The sequence below is a fragment of the Streptomyces sp. NPDC036813 genome (assembly GCF_055609245.1).
The window spans coordinates 263,806-280,347 of sequence record NZ_JBVJPV010000005.1 but is presented as its reverse complement, the minus strand read 5'-3'; the positions used below and the strand labels follow the sequence as shown (position 1 = coordinate 280,347).

Below are 16,542 nucleotides of genomic sequence, written 5' to 3'. Positions count from 1 at the left end.
CAACATCGTCGGGGGAAGGAGCGGCCGAGCGTACCAGCCGGTATGTCGCCGTGACATCAGGCGTGTTGAAGGATTCCGTCGCACCGCGGGAGTGGTGACGGGCCCGCGCGACCCCGGCCGGGGATCCCCCGGACCGCGCACGTGTCTTGACCGCCCCGGCAGGTGCGCCGAGGATCATGAGGCATGACGCCCGGACACGGCAGCACCGTCGACGGCGTGCTGCGCCGCAGCGCCCGCCGCACCCCCGCGCGCGTCGCCGTCACCTACGGCGAGCGCTCCTGGACGTACGAGGAACTCGACGACGCCGTCTCCCGCGCGGCCGCCCTGCTGCGGGGCGAGGGCCTCGCTCCGGGCGACCGCGTCGCGGCCTACGGCCACAACTCCGACGCCTATCTCATCGCCTTCCTCGCCTGCGCCCGCGCCGGCCTGGTGCACGTGCCGGTCAACCAGCACCTCACCGGCGACGACCTGGCCTACCTCGTGCACCAGTCGGGCAGTTCGCTGGTGCTCACCGACCCGGGTCTCGCCGCTCACCTGCCGGACGGCGTGGCGACCCTGCCGTTGCGGGACGCGGACGACGCGCTGCTCGAGCGGCTGCCCGCGGCCGCGCCGTACGACGGGCCGGAGCCGCGCGGCGAGGACCTGGTCCAGCTGCTGTACACCTCCGGCACCACCGCGCTGCCCAAGGGCGCGATGATGACCCACCGCGCGCTGGTCCACGAGTACCTGAGCGCCATCACCGCCCTCGACCTGAGCGCCGGGGACCGCCCGGTGCACTCCCTGCCGCTGTACCACTCGGCGCAGATGCACGTCTTCCTGCTGCCCTACCTCGCCGTCGGCGCCACCAACGTGATCCTCGACGCCCCGGACGCGGAGCGGCTGTTCGACCTCGTCGAGACGGGCCGCTGCGACAGCCTCTTCGCGCCGCCCACGGTGTGGATCGCGCTGGCGAACCGCCCCGACTTCACCACCCGGGACCTCGACGGGCTGCGCAAGGCCTACTACGGGGCCTCGATCATGCCGGTGCCCGTGCTGGAGCGGCTGCGCGGGCGGCTGCCCCACCTCGCCTTCTACAACTGCTTCGGGCAGAGCGAGATCGGCCCGCTGGCGACCGTGCTCGGGCCCGACGAGCACGAGGGGCGCATGGACTCCTGCGGGCGGCCCGTGCTGTTCGTGGACGCGCGGGTGGTCGACGAGGACGGCAAGGACGTGCCGGCCGGCACACCCGGTGAAATCGTCTACCGCTCCCCGCAGTTGTGCGAGGGCTACTGGGACAAGCCCGAGGAGAGCGCCGAGGCCTTCCGCGACGGCTGGTTCCACTCCGGCGACCTCGCGGTGCGCGACGCCGACGGTTACTTCACGATCGTCGACCGGGTCAAGGACGTCATCAACTCCGGTGGCGTACTGGTCGCCTCACGCCAGGTCGAGGACGCCCTGTACACGCACGAGGCCGTCGCCGAGGCCGCGGTGGTGGGGCTGCCCGACGAGCGCTGGATCGAGGCGGTCACCGCGGTCGTCGTCCCGCGCGGCGAGGTGACGGAGGCCGAACTCATCGCCCACGCCCGGGAGAAGCTCGCCGCGTTCAAGGCGCCCAAGCGGGTCGTCTTCGTCGACGCGCTGCCGCGCAACGCCAGCGGGAAGATCCTCAAAAGGGAGCTGCGGGACCGGCTCAAGGAGGGGTGAACAGGTTCAGCGCAGGGCCGCGTCCACCAGCCGCCGGATCTCCTCGGCGCACACCGCGCCGCCGCTCACCAGCCGGTCGAAGACCAGCCCGTCCACGCAGGTCAGCAAGGTCAGCGTGCGTTCCTCGGCGTCCGCGTGCCCGTGCGCCGCAACGAAGGCGCGCACGAGGTCGCGGCCCGCGTTCTCGCGCGGCCGCAGGATCTCCTTCAGCTCCGGGTGCCGCACGCTCTCCAGCGCGCACGCGTAGCGCGCGAGGGAGCGGCGCCGCCCCTCGCCGGTGAGCCGGCGCTCGGTGAGCGCGGCGATCCCGGCGACCAGGTCGTCCGCCGTCCGCGGCGCCGGTGTCGCAGCCCCGGCCGCCTGCAACTCCGCCTGGTCGAGCGCCACCAGCCGTCTGACCAGCGCGGTCAGCAACGCCTGCCGAGTGCGGAAGTAGGCCGACGTCGTGCCGGACGGCAGGCCGGCCGCCCGGTCCACGGCGCGATGGGTCAGCCCGCGTATCCCGGCGTCGGACAGGACGTCGATGGCCGCGTCGGCGAGCACGGTACGTCGGTCGGTGGTCACCGGTCCTTTCTACACCCCGGTTTCTACAGCTGTAGAGGGCGGGCGTACGCTGCTGCCGTCTTCTACAGATGTAGAGGCGCGTCGGCGAGGAAGACGAGGAAAGGGGGCGGCATGCGCGCAAGTGCGGTGGTCGTGGGAGGAGGCATCGGCGGCCTGGCGGCCGCGATCGGACTGCGCCGGACCGGCTGGGAGGTGACCGTCGTGGAACGCGCGCCGGTCCTCGCGGACGTCGGCGCCGGCATCTCCCTGCACGCCAACGGGCTGCGCGCGCTGGACGCGCTCGGCGCCGGCGCGGCGGTGCGGGCGGCCGCGCGGCCTGTGCACACCGGCGGCACCCGGACCCCCGACGGCCGCTGGCTGACCCGGCTGGACGGCGCCGCGCTGGCCCGCGCCGTGGGGGACCCGATCCACGGCATCACCCGGGCCGACCTGCACCGGCTGCTGCGCGAGACGCTGCCCGCCGACCGGCTGCACGTCGGCACACAGGCCACCGGTATCGATCGCACCGACCCCGCCCGGCCGCGGGTGCTGCTCGCGGACGGCGCCCTGGAGGCCGACCTCGTGGTGGCCGCCGACGGTGTCAACAGCCGGCTGCGCGCGCAGCTCCTGCCCGCTCATCCGGGGCCGGTGCACAGCGGCTCCACCGTCCTGCGGGCCCTGACCGACGGGCCGCTCGCCGTGCCCACCGACTTCTCCCTGACCTGGGGCCCGGGCGCGGAGTTCGGCCATCTCGCCCTGGCGGACGGCCGCGCGGAGTGGTTCGCGGTGCTGGGCGCGCCGCCGGGCACCCGGTACGCCGACGCGCTGGCCGCCGTACGCGAGCGGTTCGCCGGCTGGCACGACCCGATCCCGGCCCTTCTGGCGGCCACCCGCCCCGAGGACGTCCTGCATCACGACATCCACGAACTGGCCACGCCCCTGCCCACGTTCACCTCCGGCCGGGTGGCGCTGCTCGGCGACGCCGCCCACGCCATGACCACCAACCTCGGCCAGGGCGCCTGCCAGGCCCTGGAGGACGCGGTGGTGCTGGCCGCCGCGCTCGGCGCCGAACCGTCCGTCGAGGCGGCCCTGGCCCGCTACGACGCCGAGCGCCGTCCGCGCAGCGCCGGTGTCGCCCGCGCCGCGCGTCAGGCCGGCCGCATGGGACACCAGCTCACCCACCCGCTGGCCGTCGGCCTGCGCAACACCGCGGTACGGCTCACTCCGCCCGCCGTGATGCTGCGCGGCCTGCTGCGGCACGCGGACTGGACGCCGCCCGTGCTCGGCTGAGGGCGCGTCTCAGCGCGGGCGCAGGTCGACGATCCGGCGGATCTTGCCGACCGAGCGCTCCAGGGACTCCGGGTCGACGATCTCCACCCCGACCGAGACCCCGACGCCGTCCTTGACGGCCGCCGCGATCGACCGGGCGGCGGCCTCACGGGCCTCGGGAGCGGCGTCGGGGCGGGCCTCGGCGCGGACGGTGAGGGCGTCCATGCGGCCCTCCCGGGTCAGCCGCAGCTGGAAGTGCGGCGCGACCCCCGGGGTGCGCAGCACGATCTCCTCGATCTGGGTCGGGAAGAGGTTCACGCCGCGCAGGATCACCATGTCGTCGCTGCGGCCGGTGATCTTCTGCATCCTCCGGAACGCGCGGGCCGTGCCCGGCAGCAGCCGGGTCAGGTCGCGGGTGCGGTAGCGGACGATCGGCATGGCCTCCTTGGTGAGTGAGGTGAAGACCAGCTCGCCCTCCTCGCCGTCCGGCAGCACCTCGCCCGTGATCGGGTCGACGACCTCCGGGTAGAAGTGGTCCTCCCAGATGTGCAGGCCGTCCTTGGTCTCCACGCACTCCTGCGCGACCCCCGGGCCGATCACCTCCGACAGCCCGTAGATGTCGACGGCGTCGATGCCGAACCGCTCCTCGATCTCACGGCGCATCTCCTCCGTCCACGGCTCGGCGCCGAAGATCCCGACCTCCAGCGACGTGGAGCGCGGGTCGACGCCCTGCCGCTCGAACTCGTCGAGCAGGGTGAGCATGTACGACGGCGTCACCATGATGATCCGCGGCGCGAGGTCCTGGATCAGCTGCACCTGACGGGCGGTCATGCCGCCGGACGCGGGGACGACCGTACAACCGAGGCGCTCGGCGCCGTAGTGGGCGCCCAGGCCGCCGGTGAACAGGCCGTAGCCGTAGGCGATGTGCACCGTGTCGCCGGGGCGGCCGCCCGCCGCGCGGATCGAGCGGGCCACCATGTCCGCCCACAGTGACAGGTCGCCGTCGGTGTAGCCGACGACCGTGGGGCGGCCCGTGGTGCCGCTGGAGGCGTGCAGCCGGCGGATGCGGTCGCGCGGGACGGCGAACAGTCCGAACGGGTAGTTCTCCCGCAGGTCGGCCTTGACGGTGAACGGGAACCTCGCGAGGTCCTCCAGCGTGCGGCAGTCCTCCGGGTGCACGCCCGCCTTGTCGAAGGCCTCACGATAGAACGGCACGTTCGTGTACGCGTGCCGCAGCGACGACCGCAGCCGCTCGAGCTGCAGCGCGCGCAGGGCGTCCCGGTCGAGCCGTTCCCCCGAGTCCAGCAGGTCCGCCGTCGCATCCGCCATCGGGACTTCTCCCTCACCAACCATGCCAATCCGGACGACCGATCATTCGGTCGAGGTGCTGGGGATCAGTAATTCAGGCGACCGCGGGGCAGGCAAGAGGGAGAGGCGCACTTTTTCGCGGCGGACCCGGGAAATCCCCTTGCCCGTCATGAACGCGGCGGCCGAGACTTCCGATCATGCCGACCTTCACCGCCGCCGACGGAACCGAACTGGCCTACCGGGAGCGCGGTACGGGCGACCCGCTGGTCGTCGTGCCGGGCGGGCCCATGCGGGCCTCCGCCTACCTGGGGGACCTGGGCGGGCTTGCCCGGCACCGCCGTCTGGTCCTGCTGGACCTGCGCGGCACCGGCGACTCGGCCGCACCGGCCGACCCGGCGACGTACCGCTGCGACCGGCTGGTGGACGACGTCGAGGCGCTGCGGATCCACCTCGGCCTGGACCGGATGGACCTCCTCGGGCACTCGGCGGGCGGCAGCCTCGCCGCCCTGTACGCGGCCCGCCACCCGCACCGGCTGACGCGGCTCGCGCTGATCACCACCGCCCTGCGCCCGCTGGGGCTGCGGGCGAGCGCGCAGGACCGGCTGACCGCGGCCCGGCTGCGGCAGGGCCGCCCGGGTTTCGAGAAGGCCTTCGCCGCGCTGCGCGCGTGGCTGGCGGGGGAGCGGGAGTACGACGCCGACGTCGCGTTCTTCTTCTACGGCCGCTGGGACGACGCCGCCCGGGCGCACGCGGAGTCGGAGGAAGCGCAGACCAACGACGGCGCGGCCGACCGCTACTTCGACCCGGAAGCCTTCGACCCGCCCGCGACCCGGGCCGCGCTGTCCGCGCTGAGCGCCCCGGTGCTGTTCCTCGCCGGGGAACTGGACGGTGGCCCCACCCCGGCGCTGGCCCGGCAGGCCGCCGAGTCCTTCCCGCACGCCGAGGTCGCCGTACAGCCCGGCGCCGGGCACTACCCCTGGCTCGACGACCCGGAGTGGTTCGTACGACGCGTGACGGCGTTCCTCGACACGGCGCCGTAGGCGCTCGGCGGGGCTGACGGGGGCTGGGAGCAGACCGGCTCTCGCCGGGGCCGACGGGCGCTCGCGGGGCGGACCGAGCGGCGGTCACCACCCGCGGCGTACCGCTCCTCGCCCCACCGCCGACAGCAGGGAGCCGATCGTGGCGCCGACGGCCAGGTTCACCGCGGCGGTGCCGATGTGGGCGCCGGTGCTCGAGGCCGTCGTGAACGGCAGCAGCACGGCGGCCGCCGTGCCCGCCGTGACCAGCCAGGTGAACAGGCGGCCGGGGCGCGCGACGGTCAGCACGAGGACGTGGACCAGGCCGGTCGCGACGAGGGCGGCCACCGCCGCACCGGCCGCGAGCATTCCCGTCGAGGCGCTCTCCATCACGTCGTCGCCCCGGGGCACGAACAGCGCCACCCCCAGCACCCCGCGCACCACCAGCAGCGCCGCGACGGCGGCGAGCCCGGCGACGCCGGCCGCCATCACCCCGCCGGCCCACAGCCGCCCGGCGTTCAGCCCGGCCGCTCGCCGCGCGGCCGGGGGAGAAGCGCTGACGGAGGGAGTCGTCCGCGGGGGAGAGGGAGCCGCGGGCGAGGCAGTGGTGGCGTGGGTCGCCTGGGCCGCCTGCGGGGAGTCCTCGGCCGCCCGTGGGGTGTTCTCGGGCGGGTCGGCTGCCTCCATGCGTGACCTCCTGCCGTGCTGCTGCCGGGCCTTCGCTGCCCTCAGTCAAGAGCCCCGGCGCCCCGGCCGCATGTCGGGGCGGTCCGGCAGGTCACGGTTCACCCGGACGGGCGCAGCCGAGCCGTCTCCGCGGCGACCGCCCGAGCCCGGGCGCTTCGGCGGTGACGGGCTCGGCCCAAGGCGCTTTGGCATGACGGGGCTGGCCCAAGGCGCCTCGGCGTGACGGGGCGAAGCCCAGCCGCTTCCGGGGTGGCCGGCCCAGCCCGGCGGCATCACCCCGGCGGCGGTGTCCGGTTCAGCCCAGCCGCTTCAGCAGCTCGGCCGCGAGCGGCGCGGAGGAGGCCGGGTTCTGGCCGGTGACCAGGGTGCGGTCGGTCACGACGTGCGGCGCCCACGGCTCGGCCGGCTCCACCAGCACGCCCGCCTCCGTGAGCCGGTCCTGCAGCAGCCACTTCACCTGGTCGGCGAGGCCACCCTGGATCTCCTCGGTGTTGGTGAAGGCGGCCACCCGGTAACCGGCGAAGGCGTTGCCGCCGTCCGCCGACCGGGCCGCCAGCAGCGCGGCCGGTCCGTGGCACACCACGCCGAGCGGCGTGCCGGCGGCCAGCGCCTCGGTCAGCAGCCGGCCGGAGTCGGCGTCGACCGCCAGGTCCTCCATGGGACCGTGGCCGCCGGGGTAGAAGACGGCGGCGTAGTCACCGAGGGTCACGTCCTCCAGTCGCACCGGCCGGCGCAGCTCGTCCATCGCGTCCAGCGCGGCGGCGATCCGGTCGGCGTTCTCCTGGCCGCCGTTGACCTCGGCCGCGAGGCTGGCCTTGTCCACCGGCGGCACCACACCGCCGGGCGTGGCGACGACGATCTCGTGGCCGGCGGCCTTGAACGCCTCGTAAGGGGCGACCGCCTCCTCCGCCCAGAAGCCCGTCGGGTGCGGAGTGCCGTCGGCGAGCGTCAGCCGGTCGGCACCGGTCATCACAAAGAGGATCTTCGACATGGTGTCTCTTCCACGAGGTCCGTGAGGGGTGACTGTCACGGTCGACCGTAGGGCGAGCAGCCATAGGATTCCAATGAACATCTCCATAGCTGCCATTGGTTTACCTATGGCTCATCCGGCCTCCGGCACCGTACCCTCGACGGGTGACCGACCAGCTCGACCTCAACCAGCTGCGTACCTTCCTCGCCGTGTACCGCTCCGGCTCCTTCACGGGCGCCGCCCAGCTGCTGGGCCTGTCCCAGCCCACGGTCACCACGCAGATGCGCGCACTGGAGCGGCAGACCGGGCGCGAGCTGTTCGAACGCGGGCCGCGCGGCGTCGTGCCGACCGCCGTCGCCGACGAGCTCGCCGCCAGGATCGCCACGCCGTTGGACGAGCTGGCGGCCGTGGCAGGCCCCGACCCGGCCGCGGGTGACCGCCGCGCGCCGGTGCACCTCGCCGGGCCCGCCGAGCTGCTGTGCACCCGCGCCCTGCCCGCGCTGGCACCGCTGGTGGGCGACGGCGTACGGCTGCGCGTGACCCCCGGCCTGACCGACCCGCTGCTCGACGAACTGCGCGCAGGCCGCCACGACCTGGTCATCGCCACCGCCCGCCCGCGCGGCCGCGCCCTGACCGCCGTGCCGCTGACGGACGAGGAGTTCGTACTCGTCGCGGCCCCCGTCTGGGCCGACGCCCTCAAGGAGCGGCTCGCCGTCGAGGGCCCCGCCGCGCTGCACCCCGTCCCGCTCGTCAGTTACGCCGAGGACCTGCCGATCGCCCGCCGGTACTGGCGCCATGTCTTCGGCCGCCGGCTGTCGTGCCCGGCGGCCGTCACGGTGCCGGATCTGCGCGGGGTGCTCGCAGCCGTGGAGGCGGGCGCCGGGTTCACCGTGCTGCCCCGCTACCTGTGCCTGGACCAGCTGGCCCGCGGCACCCTCGTTGCGCTGCACGAACCCGACGACCCGCCCATCAACACCGGCTTCCTGGTCCAGCGTCCCGGCGCCGGCGACAACCCGGACGTCAACCGGGTACGCGAGGCGCTGCTGCGGGCGGGGCGCGACTGGTAGGCACCGGAGCGGGGGTGTCCGACACGCGCCTGCCTGGAGGTGGCCGCGGTGTCTGACCATCCCCGTCCCGGGGTACTGGGGCAGGCGCAGGCGTCCCCTCCGAGGGGAGGAGTGGCCATGACCTCCCGTACCGTCCGGGTGCCCGCCGGCGGCGCACGGCTGACCGGGGACCTCGTGGTGCCGGACGGCGCCCGGGCCGTGGTGCTGTTCGCGCACGGCAGCGGCAGCTCGCGCCACAGCCCGCGCAACCGGATGGTCGCCGAGCGGCTGCGCGAGGCCGCCCTGGCGACTCTGCTCGTCGACCTGCTCACCGAGGAGGAGGACGAGCGCGACCGGATCACCGCCGAGCACCGCTTCGACATCTCTCTGCTCGGCGCGCGGCTCGCGGCCACCCTCGACTGGCTGGGCCGGGAAGGGGCCACCGGCGAGCTGCCCGTCGCGCTGTTCGGCGCCAGCACGGGCGCCGCGGCGGCACTGGTCGCGGCGGCGCGGCGGCCCGAGCGGGTCCTGACGGTCATCTCCCGCGGCGGCCGCCCGGATCTTGCGGGCGACGCGCTCAGTGCCGTACGCGCGCCGGTCCTGCTGCTGGTCGGCGGCCGGGACACGGAGGTGCTGCGGCTCAACGAGGCCGCGGCGCGCGAGCTGGCCGGCCCGCACACGCTGCACGTCGTTCCCGGCGCCACCCATCTCTTCGAGGAACCCGGCACCCTCGAGGAGGTCGCCGACACGGCCCGGCGGTGGTGCACCGACCAACTGGACGCCGCCGGGCGCGTCCGGCACGGCTGAGGACAGCGGCGTCCCGGACGGCTGACGGGGCAGGCAGCGGCGTCCCGGGACGGCCGGCGGCAGCGGGCCTCACGGCAGCGGCGTACCGCCCGTGGCGTTGACGATCTCCGCCGTGATGTACGACGCCTCCTGCGAGGCGAGGAACACATACGCGGGCGCCATCTCGGCGGGCTGAGCCGGCCGCCCGATCGGCGCCTGCTTGCCGAACTCGGCCGTGTCCGGCAGCGTCGCCGGGATCAGCGGCGTCCACACCGGCCCCGGCGCCACGGCGTTGACCCGGATGCCCCGGTCGATCAGCATCTGCGCGAGCCCCTGCGTGAAGGTGACGATCGCGCCCTTGGTCATCGCGTAGTCCAGCAGATGCGGGCTCGGCTTGTACGCCTGCACCGAGGCGCTGTTGATGACGCTGCCGCCCTCCGGGATGTGCGGCACGGCGAACTTCGTCAGCCAGAACATGCCGTACAGGTTGGTGCGCATGACCCGGTCGAACTGCTCGGTGGAGATCGCCTCGATGCCGTCCGGCTGGGACATCTGGTAGGCGGCGTTGTTCACCAGGACGTCGATCCTGCCGAACTCCTCCACTGCCCGGTCGACCAGCGCCCGGCAGGTGTCCTCCTCACGGATGTCCGCCGACACCGCGACGGCCCGGCGGCCCGCCTCCTCCACCAGACGGGCGGTCTCGGCCGCCTCGTCCTTCTCGCTGTCGAGATGGGTGAACAGCACGTCGGCACCCTCGCGGGCGAACGCGAGGGCGACCGCCCGGCCGATGCCGGAGTCGCCGCCGGTGATCACGGCCTTGCGGCCCGTCAGCCGTCCGCTGCCCCGGTAGGACTCCTCACCGTGGTCGGGCGGCGGGTCCATGGGGCCGGTCCAGCCGGGGTGCGGCTGGTCCTGGGCGGGGAAGTCGGGCTGCGGGTGCTGCTCCGCGGGGTGCTGGGGTTCGTTCACGATTCGCCTTTCTTGACGTTCCTCACGCCGATCACCGCTGGTAGAGGCCCACCAGGGTGCCGCTCGCGAGCTGCTGCTTCTCGACCGCCTCGTGCACCTGTTCGGCCGAGGGCGCGTCGGGCAGGGCGCACGGCTCGCCGAGGGCGTACAGGCGGAAGAAGTACCGGTGCGCGTCGTCGCCGGGCGGCGGATGAGGGCCGCCCCAGCCGCGCCTGCCGTAGCCGTTGACGAGTTCGGTGCCGCCGGGCGGGCCGCTCCCCGTCTCCGCACCCGTGCTGCCCGGGTCGACACCGACGACGACCCAGTGCACGAAGGTGCCCGACGGAGCGTCCGGGTCCTCACACAGCAGCACCAGTTCCGCCGTGCCGTCCGGCACACCGGACCAGGCCAGCGGAGGGGAGACGTCCTCGCCTTCCAGGGCGTAGCGGCGCGGGATGACGGCGTGGTCGTTGAACGCGCTGCTTCTCAGTTCGATACCGGCCATGCGCCCGGAGTACCCGTGGGACCCTCGTGCATGCGGGGGCCGGGGGTGCGCGGGTTGCGTCCGGCGGGGCCGTCCCGGCAGGGTGGGGGGCCGTGGCCACCTTGCTGATCGTCCATCACACGCCGTCCCCGAACTGCCAGGCGCTCCTCGAGGCCGTCGTCTCCGGAGCGAGCGCCCCGGAGATCGAGGGCGTACGGGTCGTACGGCGACCGGCGCTCGCCGCGACCGCCTCCGACGTGCTGCAGGCCGACGCCTGTCTGCTGGGCACCCCGGCCAACCTCGGCTACATCTCCGGGGCCCTGAAACACTTCTTCGACCAGGTCTACTACCCGTGCCTGGACGCCACGCGCGGCCGGCCCTTCGGCGCGTGGGTGCACGGCGGCAACGACGTGACGGGTGCGCTGCGCGCCCTCGACGCGATCACGACCGGCCTCGGCTGGCGCCGTGCCGCCGAGCCGGTGACGGTGACCGGCGAGCCCTCCAAGGCCGACATCGAGGCGTGCTGGAACCTGGGGGCCACCCTGGCGGCCGGCCTCATGGAGTGACCCCCGGCCCATGACCCGCCGCCGTCTCGGCGGCGTAGGCCCACCTGGGGGGGAATCCTCCTGCGACCCCTCCGGCCGTCCCGTTTGCCGTCGCCCGTTCGGGCTACGCGGCAGGCAGGCAGCGTTCCGCGGACAGGGGAGGTACCCCATGAGCCGGCTCATTCGCGACGTGATGCACCCCGGCGCGGTCGCGGTCGAACCGATGACCACCCTGGAGCGGGCCGCCCGGGTGATGCGCGAGCAGGATGTGGGTGACGTCCTGGTCGCCTACGACTGCGACCTGTTCGGCGTCCTCACCGACCGAGACATCGTGATCCGTGCCGTCGCCGACGGCTGCGACCCGCACACCACGGCCGTCGGGAAGGTGTGCAGTCGGCCGCCCATGGTGACCGTGGCGCCCACCGACACCACCGACCATGCGATCAAGCTCATGCGCGAGCACGCCGTACGGCGTCTGCCGGTCGTCGAACACGGTGGCTGCCCGGTCGGCATGGTCAGCCTCGGTGACCTGGCCACGCTGGAGGACTCCACGACGGCCCTGGCCGAGATCAGCGCGGCGACGCCCAACCACTGAGGCTGGGCACATCGGGGGCTTGCCGTGCCGTACGCCCTCTGCTTGGATTGTGAGTCCAATCATTGGACCCGCAATCCAAGGAGCAGGGGTGACCCCAACCGCCCGGGAGGCCGAACGCGACGCGATCCTCGCCGCCCTCGTGCCGGTGGTGCACGGGATCGCGGCCACCTTCGGCCCGGTGTGCGAAGTCGTGCTGCACGACTACCGGGAGCCGGAGAAGTCGGTCGTCGCCGTGGCCGGATCGGTGACCGGACGGGCGGTCGGCGGCGCGATGAGCGAGATCGGCATGCGGGTGCTGGCCCGCGGCGACGAGGCCGGCGACGACCTGAACTACGTCACCCGCACCGCCGACGGCACGCGCGTCAAGTCGTCCACGATCGTGCTGCGCGACTCCGCCGGCGCCGTCTTCGGCGCCCTGTGCGTCAACCTCGACGTCACCGCCGTCGACCGGGCGCAGGCCCTGCTCGGGGCGCTCGCCGGGGTCGCGGGCGGCGCGCCCGAGCCGCCGGTCACCACCTTCGGCGACGACATCGACTCCGTCGTCGACGCGATCGTCGACGCCCATCTGCGCCGCCAGGACCAGACCTGGGCCGGCCTGGACCGCACCCGTCGCCTCGCGCTGTTCCGCAGCCTGGACGACCAGGGCGTCTTCGCCGTGCGGCGCGCGGTCGAGCAGGTCGCCGGCCGCCTCGGCATCTCCCGCGCCTCGGCCTACAGCTACCTCGCCCGGTCCCGCACGGCCGCCGGAACGGATCGCCCGTGACCCCCGTGCAGGTCCCCGAGGCACCCCGGCCCGGATCCCGGGCCCGCGCGCCACACCAGCCGTACGCCCAGAGCAGCCGACCTTCGAGGGAGACCGCCCCATGACCCGCGCTCCGATCACCCTGGACGACGTCCGTGACGCCGCCGAGCGGATCAAGGGCGTCGCCCACCGCACCCCCGTCCTGCGCTCGCGCACCCTCGACGAGCGCGTCGGCGCCGAGGTCTTCCTCAAGTGCGAGAACTTCCAGCGGGTGGGCGCCTTCAAGTTCCGCGGCGCCTACAACGCCGCCTCCCGGCTCACCCCCGACCAGCTGGAGCGGGGCATCGCCGCCTACTCCTCCGGCAACCACGCCCAGGCCGTCGCCCTCGCCGCCCGCGAACTCGGCACCACCGCGGTCATCGTCATGCCCGCGGACGCGCCGCCGTCCAAACGGGCGGCGACGGAAGGGTACGGCGCCGAGATCGTGACGTACGACCGCTACGCCGGCGACCGGGTCGCTCTCGCCGAGGCGCTGGCCGCCGAGCGCGGCCTGACGCTCATCCCGCCGTACGAGCATCCGCACGTCATGGCCGGGCAGGGCACCGCCGCCCTCGAACTCCTCGAGGAGGCCGGGGAGCTCGACGCCCTGCTGGTGCCGGTCGGCGGCGGCGGACTGATGGCCGGGAGCGCCACCGCCGCCACCGCCCTGCGCCCGGGCATCCGCATGATCGGCGTGGAGCCGGAGGCCGGCGACGACACCAAACGGTCGCTGGCGGCCGGCCGGCGCATCGAGATCCCGGTGCCGCGCACCCTCGCCGACGGCCAGGCCCTGCCCACGCCCGGTGAGCTGACCTTCTCCGTCAACCGGCGGCTCGTGGACGACATCGCCCTCGTCACCGACGACGAGATCCGGCAGGCGATGGTGTTCGCCTTCGAACGGCTCAAGATCGTCCTGGAGCCCAGCGGCGCCACCCCGCTCGCCGCCCTGCTGGCCGGTCGTGCGGGAACCCCGCCCCGGCGGGTCGGGCTGATCCTGTCCGGCGGCAACGTCGACGCCGACCGCTTCTCCCGCATCGTCCGGGGAGAGAGCTGAGCGGCCCGACCTGCAGGGGCCGTTCACCCGAATGGCGGTCGCACGCGCGCGGGCGGACGATGGTTCCACGGGGTCCGGCCCCGCCGCTCACGCCTGCGTCCGCAGGGGGACGAGACCGGCTCCGGCCGCCGGGAGGCGGCGGGAAGGGAGGAGCGTCATGTTGGAGGCCAAGACGCTCGACAAACCGGACGAGCGGCGCGATTTCCCCAAGGGGCACCTCGAAGCCGTCCATCTGACCGGGTGCGATTTCGCCGTGGCGACGTTCGAGCCCGGCTGGCGCTGGTCCGAGTCCGTGGGCCCGATCGCAGGTACCGACAGCTGCCAGGTGCATCACAACGGCTACGTCGTCCAGGGCCGGATGTGCATCCGCATGGACGACGGCACCGAGACCGAGCTCGGTCCGGGTGACGTCTTCGTGTGCTCGCCCGGACACGACGCCTGGGTGGTGGGCGACGAACAGTGCGTCGCCTACGACTTCGAGGGCCAGATGGCCAAGGAGTACGCCAAGAAGTGACGCCACGCCGCACGGTGGGGCGTCACACCGGGAGCAGACGTCCCACCAGCGCGCTCAACTGCCGCACGGTGCGGCACTCGTGCATCTCGACGACCTCCGCGTAATCCGGTGCGGCCGAGTCGCCGGTGCCCCACTGGGCGAGCGGCTCGGGGTTCAGCCAGTACACCCGGCGGGCCTGCCCGGCGATCTGCCGCAGCGCCGGCAGGTTCGGGTCGCTCATGTTGGTGCGGGCGTCACCCAGCACGAACACCGTCGTCCGCGGGCCCACGGCGGCGCCGTACCGCTCCGCGAACTCGCCGAGCGCCAGCCCGTAGTCGCTGCTGCCGTGCCAGCCGGTCAGCGTGGCCTCGGCACGGATGCGCCCGCCGAGACCCTCGGCGTCGGCGGCGCCGCGCACCAGCAGCCCGGTCACCTCGTCGACCCGGTTGACGAACGCGAACACCCGCACCTTGCTGAACTGGTCGTGCAGCGCCTGCACCAGCAGCATCGTGAAGTCCGAGAACCCGGACACCGACCCCGACACGTCGCACAGCAGCACCAGTTCCGGGCGGGCGGGCCGGCGCCGGCGCAGCACCGGCCGCATCGGCACCCCGCCCGTCGACAACGAACCACGCAGGGTGCGCCGTAGATCGATCGTGCCGCGCGCCGCCCGCCGGCGCCGCGCGGCGAGCCGGGTGGCCAGCTTGCGCGCCAGCGGCTGCACCGTCCGCCGCAGCTCGGCCAGTTGTTCCCGGCCCGCGTACAGGAAGTCGACGCGGTCCACCGTAGGGGCCACCGCCCGCCGGGCGATCTCGTCCCGCCCGCGCCGCTCCGCCACCCGCCGCCGCGCCTCCGCCGCCACCAGCGCGCGGAACGCGTCGATACGACGGCGGATCTCGTCCTCCAGCAGCCGGCCGGCGAAACCGCCGCCCCCGCCCCGCCCCCGCACCTGCTCCCGCACGGGCGCGAGCAGCGTCTGCGGCCGCAGCCGATCCAGGGTCTGGTAGGAGGAGAAGCCGTCCGAGCCGGGCGAACTCCCGTATCCGCCCAGCGCGTCGACGGCCTCCACGGCCAGCCGGCCCATGGCCTCGGTGTCGCCCGCCGCCAGAGCCGCCGCGAGCCGCTCCCGCAGGTCCTCGCGCCCGGCCGGCTCCTGCCCGGGTCCGCCGACGGCGCGCGGGAAGTACAGGTCGAAGACCGGGTCGAACACCTGCCGCTGACCCGCGCCGTGCAGCAGCGTGGCGGCCAGCCCCTCCCTCAGCAGCTCCCGGTCGGCCAGCCCCAGCGCCTGGACGGCCAGCGCCGCGTCGACGCTCTCCCCGGTTCCGATCCGCACTCCGTGCGCCCGCAGCGCGGCGACGAACCCGGTCAGCCGCGCCGCGAGGTCGCCCTGCTCGCCCGGCGGCGTCATACGGCGTCCAGGTCCAGCTTCGCCGCCGCCTTCAGCACGTCGTCCTGGTGCTTGAGCAGCACACCGAGGGTGTCCCGGACCACGGCCTCGCCGAGGCTGTCCGCGCCGAGGGCCAGCAAGGTGCGCGCCCAGTCGATGGTCTCCGCGACCGACGGCACCTTGCGCAGGTCCATCGCCCGCAGCGCACCGACGACCCGTACCACCGACTCGGCCAGCGCCGTGTCGAGGTCCGGCACCTTCAGCCGGACGATGCGGCGCTCCAGCTCCTGCTCGGGGAAGCCGATGTGCAGGAACAGACAGCGGCGGCGCAGCGCCTCCGACAGCTCGCGGGAGGCGTTGGAGGTGACCACCACGAAGGGCCGGCGGGTCGCGCTGATCGTGCCCAGCTCCGGCACCGTCACCTGGAAGTCGCTGAGCACCTCCAGCAGCAGCCCCTCCACCTCGACATCGGCCTTGTCCATCTCGTCGATCAGCAGCACCTTCTGCTCCTCGCCGCGGATCGCGGTGAGCAGCGGCCGGGAGAGAAGGAACTCCTCGCTGAAGATGTCGGTCCGCGTCTCGTCCCACGTCTCGTCGCGGCCGGCGCTGATCCGCAGCAGCTGCTTGGCGTGATTCCACTCGTACAGCGCCCGGGACTCGTCGACGCCCTCGTAGCACTGCAACCGCACCAGCCGCGCCCCCGCGACCTCGGCGACGGCCTTGGCCAGCTCCGTCTTGCCGACCCCGGCGGGGCCCTCCACCAGCAGCGGCTTGCCCAGCCGCGCGGCGAGGAAGACGGTCGTGGCCACGGCCGGTGAGGCGAGGTAACCGGTCTCGGCGAGGCGGGCGGAGACATCGTCGACGGACGTGAACAACTGCGCCTCCGGCGGTGCGGCGGGGACTGGTCGCGTACGGCACCTATCTAAGCGCTTGTTCACCTGCCT

General features: G+C 74.1%; 18 protein-coding genes. 10 read left to right on the top strand and 8 right to left on the bottom strand.

The genetic code is table 11. The annotated features are described in order from the left end of the window. Nucleotides 1-183: 183 nt before the first annotated feature. A complete protein-coding gene (locus tag ACZ67Q_RS13790; RefSeq protein ID WP_471180756.1) occupies nucleotides 184-1,683 on the top strand; it encodes an acyl-CoA synthetase in 1,500 nt (499 codons plus the stop codon). A gap of 6 nt (nucleotides 1,684-1,689) precedes the next feature. Here ACZ67Q_RS13790 and ACZ67Q_RS13785 read toward each other — a convergent pair whose 3' ends face one another. After that, nucleotides 1,690-2,247: a TetR/AcrR family transcriptional regulator gene (locus ACZ67Q_RS13785; protein WP_471180754.1), complete on the bottom strand. Its 558-nt coding sequence runs from the start codon at nucleotides 2,245-2,247 to the stop codon at nucleotides 1,690-1,692. Nucleotides 2,248-2,358: 111 nt separating this feature from the next. Between ACZ67Q_RS13785 and ACZ67Q_RS13780 the strand changes: the two genes are divergently transcribed. Then, nucleotides 2,359-3,516, top strand: a complete 1,158-nt coding sequence (locus ACZ67Q_RS13780) for an FAD-dependent monooxygenase (protein ID WP_471180751.1) — start codon at nucleotides 2,359-2,361, stop codon at nucleotides 3,514-3,516. 9 nt (nucleotides 3,517-3,525) lie between these two features. On the opposite strand, the gene paaK is transcribed toward ACZ67Q_RS13780, so the two are convergent. Next, nucleotides 3,526-4,824, bottom strand: coding sequence for a phenylacetate--CoA ligase PaaK (gene paaK, locus ACZ67Q_RS13775; RefSeq protein WP_471180749.1), 1,299 nt, complete (start codon nucleotides 4,822-4,824; stop codon nucleotides 3,526-3,528). A gap of 176 nt (nucleotides 4,825-5,000) precedes the next feature. On the opposite strand from paaK, the gene ACZ67Q_RS13770 reads away from it, so the two are divergent. Then, complete coding sequence (locus ACZ67Q_RS13770) at nucleotides 5,001-5,843, top strand: alpha/beta fold hydrolase (protein WP_471180746.1); 843 nt, start codon at nucleotides 5,001-5,003, stop codon at nucleotides 5,841-5,843. A gap of 84 nt (nucleotides 5,844-5,927) precedes the next feature. Here ACZ67Q_RS13770 and ACZ67Q_RS13765 read toward each other — a convergent pair whose 3' ends face one another. Together ACZ67Q_RS13765 and ACZ67Q_RS13760 are read right to left on the bottom strand one after the other, a co-directional pair. Continuing rightward, entirely contained in the window at nucleotides 5,928-6,506 is a 579-nt protein-coding gene (locus ACZ67Q_RS13765) for a DUF6069 family protein (RefSeq protein WP_471180744.1), read from the bottom strand. 295 nt (nucleotides 6,507-6,801) lie between these two features. Beyond that, nucleotides 6,802-7,497, bottom strand: coding sequence for a type 1 glutamine amidotransferase domain-containing protein (locus ACZ67Q_RS13760; protein WP_471180741.1), 696 nt, complete (start codon nucleotides 7,495-7,497; stop codon nucleotides 6,802-6,804). 143 nt (nucleotides 7,498-7,640) lie between these two features. Between ACZ67Q_RS13760 and ACZ67Q_RS13755 the strand changes: the two genes are divergently transcribed. Both ACZ67Q_RS13755 and ACZ67Q_RS13750 read left to right on the top strand, forming a co-directional pair. Further along, nucleotides 7,641-8,543 carry a LysR family transcriptional regulator gene (locus ACZ67Q_RS13755; protein WP_471180738.1) on the top strand — a complete coding sequence of 301 codons (903 nt, stop codon included), beginning with the start codon at nucleotides 7,641-7,643 and terminating at the stop codon, nucleotides 8,541-8,543. A gap of 117 nt (nucleotides 8,544-8,660) precedes the next feature. Next, nucleotides 8,661-9,329 carry a dienelactone hydrolase family protein gene (locus ACZ67Q_RS13750; RefSeq protein WP_471180735.1) on the top strand — a complete coding sequence of 223 codons (669 nt, stop codon included), beginning with the start codon at nucleotides 8,661-8,663 and terminating at the stop codon, nucleotides 9,327-9,329. 69 nt (nucleotides 9,330-9,398) lie between these two features. On the opposite strand, the gene ACZ67Q_RS13745 is transcribed toward ACZ67Q_RS13750, so the two are convergent. Both ACZ67Q_RS13745 and ACZ67Q_RS13740 read right to left on the bottom strand, forming a co-directional pair. Beyond that, on the bottom strand, nucleotides 9,399-10,277 hold the full coding sequence (locus ACZ67Q_RS13745) for an SDR family oxidoreductase (protein ID WP_471180732.1): 879 nt from the start codon (nucleotides 10,275-10,277) through the stop codon (nucleotides 9,399-9,401). Nucleotides 10,278-10,308: 31 nt separating this feature from the next. Next, complete coding sequence (locus ACZ67Q_RS13740; RefSeq protein ID WP_471180730.1) at nucleotides 10,309-10,761, bottom strand: YbhB/YbcL family Raf kinase inhibitor-like protein; 453 nt, start codon at nucleotides 10,759-10,761, stop codon at nucleotides 10,309-10,311. Between the two features lie 92 nt (nucleotides 10,762-10,853). Here ACZ67Q_RS13740 and ACZ67Q_RS13735 point away from each other — a divergent pair, with 92 nt between their 5' ends. The 5 genes from ACZ67Q_RS13735 (at nucleotide 10,854) to ACZ67Q_RS13715 (ending at nucleotide 14,229) form a co-directional block, all read left to right on the top strand. Beyond that, nucleotides 10,854-11,306 (top strand): flavodoxin family protein, encoded by a 453-nt coding sequence (locus ACZ67Q_RS13735; protein ID WP_471180727.1) that lies wholly within the window; start codon nucleotides 10,854-10,856, stop codon nucleotides 11,304-11,306. Between the two features lie 148 nt (nucleotides 11,307-11,454). Further along, a complete protein-coding gene (locus ACZ67Q_RS13730; protein WP_471180724.1) occupies nucleotides 11,455-11,880 on the top strand; it encodes a CBS domain-containing protein in 426 nt (141 codons plus the stop codon). An 88-nt stretch (nucleotides 11,881-11,968) separates the two neighbouring features. Further along, a complete protein-coding gene (locus ACZ67Q_RS13725) occupies nucleotides 11,969-12,643 on the top strand; it encodes a helix-turn-helix transcriptional regulator (RefSeq protein WP_471180722.1) in 675 nt (224 codons plus the stop codon). Between the two features lie 100 nt (nucleotides 12,644-12,743). Further along, nucleotides 12,744-13,715 (top strand): threo-3-hydroxy-L-aspartate ammonia-lyase, encoded by a 972-nt coding sequence (locus ACZ67Q_RS13720; RefSeq protein ID WP_471180719.1) that lies wholly within the window; start codon nucleotides 12,744-12,746, stop codon nucleotides 13,713-13,715. A gap of 157 nt (nucleotides 13,716-13,872) precedes the next feature. Continuing rightward, nucleotides 13,873-14,229 (top strand): cupin domain-containing protein, encoded by a 357-nt coding sequence (locus tag ACZ67Q_RS13715; RefSeq protein ID WP_471180717.1) that lies wholly within the window; start codon nucleotides 13,873-13,875, stop codon nucleotides 14,227-14,229. A 22-nt stretch (nucleotides 14,230-14,251) separates the two neighbouring features. On the opposite strand, the gene ACZ67Q_RS13710 is transcribed toward ACZ67Q_RS13715, so the two are convergent. Both ACZ67Q_RS13710 and ACZ67Q_RS13705 read right to left on the bottom strand, forming a co-directional pair. Further along, a complete protein-coding gene (locus ACZ67Q_RS13710) occupies nucleotides 14,252-15,619 on the bottom strand; it encodes a vWA domain-containing protein (protein ID WP_471180715.1) in 1,368 nt (455 codons plus the stop codon). Beyond that, nucleotides 15,616-16,473 (bottom strand): AAA family ATPase, encoded by an 858-nt coding sequence (locus ACZ67Q_RS13705; RefSeq protein WP_471180713.1) that lies wholly within the window; start codon nucleotides 16,471-16,473, stop codon nucleotides 15,616-15,618. Before ACZ67Q_RS13705 ends, ACZ67Q_RS13710 begins: the two co-directional genes overlap by 4 nt. Nucleotides 16,474-16,542 lie beyond the last annotated feature (69 nt).

Coding starts and splice junctions, on each gene's coding strand:
- ACZ67Q_RS13790 (WP_471180756.1), top strand. CDS start 184: ATGACGCCCGGACACGGCAGCACCGTCGACGGCGTGCTGCGCCGCAGC.
- ACZ67Q_RS13780 (WP_471180751.1), top strand. CDS start 2,359: ATGCGCGCAAGTGCGGTGGTCGTGGGAGGAGGCATCGGCGGCCTGGCG.
- paaK (WP_471180749.1), bottom strand. CDS start 4,824: ATGGCGGATGCGACGGCGGACCTGCTGGACTCGGGGGAACGGCTCGAC.
- ACZ67Q_RS13770 (WP_471180746.1), top strand. CDS start 5,001: ATGCCGACCTTCACCGCCGCCGACGGAACCGAACTGGCCTACCGGGAG.
- ACZ67Q_RS13765 (WP_471180744.1), bottom strand. CDS start 6,506: ATGGAGGCAGCCGACCCGCCCGAGAACACCCCACGGGCGGCCGAGGAC.
- ACZ67Q_RS13760 (WP_471180741.1), bottom strand. CDS start 7,497: ATGTCGAAGATCCTCTTTGTGATGACCGGTGCCGACCGGCTGACGCTC.
- ACZ67Q_RS13750 (WP_471180735.1), top strand. CDS start 8,661: ATGACCTCCCGTACCGTCCGGGTGCCCGCCGGCGGCGCACGGCTGACC.
- ACZ67Q_RS13740 (WP_471180730.1), bottom strand. CDS start 10,761: ATGGCCGGTATCGAACTGAGAAGCAGCGCGTTCAACGACCACGCCGTC.
- ACZ67Q_RS13730 (WP_471180724.1), top strand. CDS start 11,455: ATGAGCCGGCTCATTCGCGACGTGATGCACCCCGGCGCGGTCGCGGTC.
- ACZ67Q_RS13720 (WP_471180719.1), top strand. CDS start 12,744: ATGACCCGCGCTCCGATCACCCTGGACGACGTCCGTGACGCCGCCGAG.
- ACZ67Q_RS13715 (WP_471180717.1), top strand. CDS start 13,873: ATGTTGGAGGCCAAGACGCTCGACAAACCGGACGAGCGGCGCGATTTC.
- ACZ67Q_RS13710 (WP_471180715.1), bottom strand. CDS start 15,619: ATGACGCCGCCGGGCGAGCAGGGCGACCTCGCGGCGCGGCTGACCGGG.